Genomic DNA, 3,810 nt, shown 5'->3' with positions numbered 1-3,810 from the left:
GGCCCAACGGGAGCAGACGGTGCGACAGGCTCGACAGGAGCAGCAGGTGCAACTGGAGCAGACGGAGCAACGGGTGCTACGGGAGCGGATGGGGCAACGGGTCCGACAGGCCCAACGGGAGCAGACGGTGCTACAGGCACGGCAGGCGCAACTGGAGCAGACGGAGCAACGGGTGCTACGGGAGCGGGTGGGGCAACGGGTCCGACAGGCCCAACTGGAGCAGACGGTGCTACAGGCACAGCAGGCGCAACTGGAGCAACAGGAGCAGACGGAGCAACAGGTCCGACAGGCCCAACGGGAGCAGACGGTGCTACAGGCACAGCAGGCGCAACTGGAGCAACAGGGGCAGACGGAGCAACTGGTGCCGATGGGGCAACAGGTCCGACAGGCCCAACGGGTGCAACAGGAGCAGACGGAGCGACAGGTGCTACTGGCCCAGAGCCAACGTTTTTTACGAAAGTGATTAACTTTGGAGGTAATAATGCTGGTTTCCAGCGTATTGCTGGATCGCCAGGGGCGCTTTCTAATGCAATTCCCTATGTTGATGCCGCAGACGGCAGCGTAGTTGCATTTTCGAGTTCGATTTCTGTTAATAATTTACCTGCTGACGTTTATCTTTTCCGAGTTTGTTTTGACGTTATTAATAATGCAGCTGCGCCGTTACCTGCTAATTTTATATCTACGATTACTTTGACAACTACGGCCGTATTGACTGGAACAATTATTTTCTCAATCAGACCAACCGATGTCGGGGCGCAACCCGTGCGAATCTCGAATGGTGCGGCATATGTTGTTACACCTAGCGCTACCGTGACTTGGACCAGTAATATTCCAGGTAATCCCGTAACAAGAAACGATGCTATTTCTGTATTCTTGAACATGAACGTCACTCAGAACGCAGTTTATTCTGTCTACATTTCAACATCTGTGTAGAGAATGAAATCTTATCAGACAAAGTACTATCACAATCCGTTGAGTCGCATGGTAAAATTCATGCGGCTATTTTATTTTTTGTTGGGAGATGCGATAGAGGAATGCCATTATTAGCGCTTTTTTATGTAGACAACTGGACTGAAGTGTTTAAAATCCCCGTTAATTGGGTACTCAACAATAGTGGTGAACAACAACGCGGTTCGTACACTTGAATTTAAAATTAGATGAGGGGTATATAGATGAATTACGAATGTATATTATGCAAAGACTCCGGCAGCTTCGGAGGGAAAAGCGGACATGAATTTATTTGTTATTGCGTGTCATTAAATAAAGGCGGGCATGATCAGCGGAACAAAGTGGAAGGGGAATCGAATTGCAATGGGAAGAACGATGGTAAGGAATAAAATAGAAGATTAGGCAAGTAAGTTGCTGGCACATAGCGCAACCTGATAACGAGCATAATACGGCTTGAGCCTCCGCGCAGCATCCATTCCGGCGGAGGCATCCAGCGTGAGTGGAGGCGAAGACAAATGTCCGAGCAGCAATATGGCGATAGCAGCTCTCTGATGGAAAAAACTCAGAAAGAGCGCAATCAAAAAGGGTTGACCGGCGACATTACGCCGCAGGCTAAGAACAGGCAGCCAAAGACGATCAACAAGCCGTCCACCTAATAGTAAGCCCGCTGACCTTGATTGGTTTAGCGGGCTTTCTTGCTTTACTGCATATGTCCCGGCACTTCACGTTTTTTGTATGGAGCTAAAGTGGGTATTAGAGTTGATGAATGCTTGATATTACGCGGTTTTAGTTGTTCGACGAAACCAAAGGGTTGGAACGTTTAATGATCCGCAAGTAGTTCAATTTTGATTCGAACAACTCTCCAAGCAGTGATAACTAGAAGATATGCAATGGAATATGAAATAAAAGTCCATCCTATATTCCAACCATTGCTGTATGTCACTAAGTCATATTTCAAAGCGATAAATTCCATCAAAGTAGTAAGTAAACTGAATACCAGTAAAGTGACGATAGGATGAACCCCAAAAGGTTTTCTTATTGAAGTGTAAATCAATAAAGCTCCCAGCACTGCGAATAAACCCACATCCAAAGGCATGGCAGAAATGGTTTCGATTTTTTGGAATTCAGGTTTGTAGTGCCAAAAGTCAAAATAGAAGCCTACGGCATTTATGAAAATCGAAATAACTGCGGTAATTGGGCTTATCACAATGAATAATCGCGGCTGCCTAATAACCAGTGGACTGACGAATACCCAGGGAATGATAAAACCAAAAAGGATATTGTTAAACAGGATTTAGTCACTCCTATATAAGTATTTACTCTCCAGTCTAGGCTCATCTTTCGTTTTCTATTCTTGATCTAAAAATGTTGCACTGTTTGACGATAACGGATTCGATCCATATTGCGTAGAATGAAAGAATAAGGGCCCACTAACATTAAGTTAGCGAGCCCCTATAGGTGTAGTGGATACTTTAACAGAATATGCTACGACAAACATTAATGTATGGGCGACTCCGTCCAATTGGACCACCGCTGTTCATCATTCATACGGAAAAACTACTTATCTTGACGAATAATCATGAGTATTGTTTCAGTTAACAGTTTGAGGGAGCTAAATGAAGAACCGTTTACAAGTAATTATTACTGATTTGCAGCTAAGTTGTGTAGCAACAAATTATTATATTTATCCGCATGTTTTTGCTCATCAAGAATAATTCCATACAAAGTATCCTTGTAAATGCCATAAGGAAGGCCGAACCATATCTTTCGATATTTTTCAACTGCTGATAATTCACCTTGGAAGGCTTTTTGCAACCCGGCAATATAAGAATTAACATTCTCCGAGACTTCATTGCTAGTTCCCATCACTTCATGTCCTGTTAGTTCCCTATACATTTGTCGAAACATTTGATTATGTCCTCTTTCATCGTTCCGAATAGAACTAATAACTTCCGCTTGTGCTTGGTTCGGAGCAAGTTTAATGAGTTGGTCATAAAAAAGTTCATCATTTCGTTCACCTTGTATGGCATTCCTCATTAATTCAAGTGCATCTTGTGTTGAAGTAGCCCAAACGGGAATGAATTGTGATCTAAACCAATATGAATAAACCATATGCATGAGTGTAGCCTCCAGAAATGGAAGTATTTATACACTCAATTATATGCACCTAAGCCCAGTATGTGATTATCGAGGACGCTCCATTTTGCCGAAATGGTGATCACTTACGGAATCGCAAGTATTTTAACAATTAACTGTATAGATATTGTTCAAACACCCGAACTACACTTATGACAAGACATCAAGTTAAAGGGTGAAGAGGATGGGGAAGAGTGAGGAACGGCCATTACGGGAAATACATCTTATAGCCGATGAATACTATGAATACGATATCAGAACGCTTGAGCAATTTTTGATGGAACAAGATGATAGCCAGTTGTTCGTCCGTATAGTCAATGCGCTAAGAAAGTCAGGGATAGTCACACTTGGAAGCTTGCTGAATTCTAACGACTATGACTTGATTAATATTCGCGGGTTGGGTCCGAACAGTTACAAATTAGTTCATGGATTACTTTCTAGGGCTGCTGGATCGGATCAAATACAAATGATCGAACCAATGATTCCGAAGCCGAAATTAAAACCCGATCCAATCGCCAGATTAAAAGAACGCTATTTGAGAAGGACAATGAATATAAAAGACGCTCATGATTGATGAATTTAACGCCGTCCAGCCTAGATCCCAACTAGATCCCAAAACGTTCAAAATACCACAGGCGGGCCGCAAACCGCATAAAATCAACAAAAATCGGGCGCCCCTTTCGGGACGCCCTTTTCATGGGAGAGGAGAAACGCCCCTATTGATTG

At 43.6% G+C, this 3,810-nt stretch carries 5 protein-coding genes and 1 pseudogene; 4 read left to right on the top strand and 2 right to left on the bottom strand.

What is annotated here, in order from left to right; genetic code table 11:
- From PAT3040_RS38035 to PAT3040_RS37020, 3 genes and pseudogenes are all read left to right on the top strand, one after another.
- Positions 1–463 (top strand): annotated as a pseudogene (locus PAT3040_RS38035) (hypothetical protein); the annotation flags it as partial.
- Entirely contained in the window at positions 460–933 is a 474-nt protein-coding gene (locus tag PAT3040_RS38030; protein WP_219930282.1) for a hypothetical protein, read from the top strand. The pseudogene PAT3040_RS38035 and the gene PAT3040_RS38030, both read left to right, overlap by 4 nt.
- 530 nt (positions 934–1,463) lie before the next feature.
- Positions 1,464–1,604 carry a hypothetical protein gene (locus PAT3040_RS37020; RefSeq protein ID WP_179215512.1) on the top strand — a complete coding sequence of 47 codons (141 nt, stop codon included), beginning with the start codon at positions 1,464–1,466 and terminating at the stop codon, positions 1,602–1,604.
- Between the two features lie 164 nt (positions 1,605–1,768).
- On the opposite strand, the gene PAT3040_RS36350 is transcribed toward PAT3040_RS37020, so the two are convergent.
- On the bottom strand, positions 1,769–2,155 hold the full coding sequence (locus tag PAT3040_RS36350) for a CBO0543 family protein (protein WP_146200427.1): 387 nt from the start codon (positions 2,153–2,155) through the stop codon (positions 1,769–1,771).
- Positions 2,156–2,589: 434 nt separating this feature from the next.
- A complete protein-coding gene (locus PAT3040_RS13820) occupies positions 2,590–3,066 on the bottom strand; it encodes a ferritin family protein (protein ID WP_108993160.1) in 477 nt (158 codons plus the stop codon).
- A gap of 202 nt (positions 3,067–3,268) precedes the next feature.
- Between PAT3040_RS13820 and PAT3040_RS13815 the strand changes: the two genes are divergently transcribed.
- Complete coding sequence (locus PAT3040_RS13815) at positions 3,269–3,658, top strand: DNA-directed RNA polymerase subunit alpha C-terminal domain-containing protein (protein WP_087567842.1); 390 nt, start codon at positions 3,269–3,271, stop codon at positions 3,656–3,658.
- Positions 3,659–3,810 lie beyond the last annotated feature (152 nt).

Origin of the sequence: Paenibacillus agaridevorans, from assembly GCF_003112455.1 — a bacterium.
GTDB classification, from domain to species: domain Bacteria; phylum Bacillota; class Bacilli; order Paenibacillales; family Paenibacillaceae; genus Pristimantibacillus; species Pristimantibacillus agaridevorans.
This window is presented reverse-complemented; position numbering and strand designations above follow the sequence as displayed.

Bases quoted from the DNA above. Each gene is read 5' to 3' on its own strand.
- PAT3040_RS13820 (WP_108993160.1), bottom strand. From the start codon at position 3,066: ATGCATATGGTTTATTCATATTGGTTTAGATCACAATTCATTCCCGTT.
- PAT3040_RS13815 (WP_087567842.1), top strand. From the start codon at position 3,269: ATGGGGAAGAGTGAGGAACGGCCATTACGGGAAATACATCTTATAGCC.
- PAT3040_RS37020 (WP_179215512.1), top strand. From the start codon at position 1,464: ATGTCCGAGCAGCAATATGGCGATAGCAGCTCTCTGATGGAAAAAACT.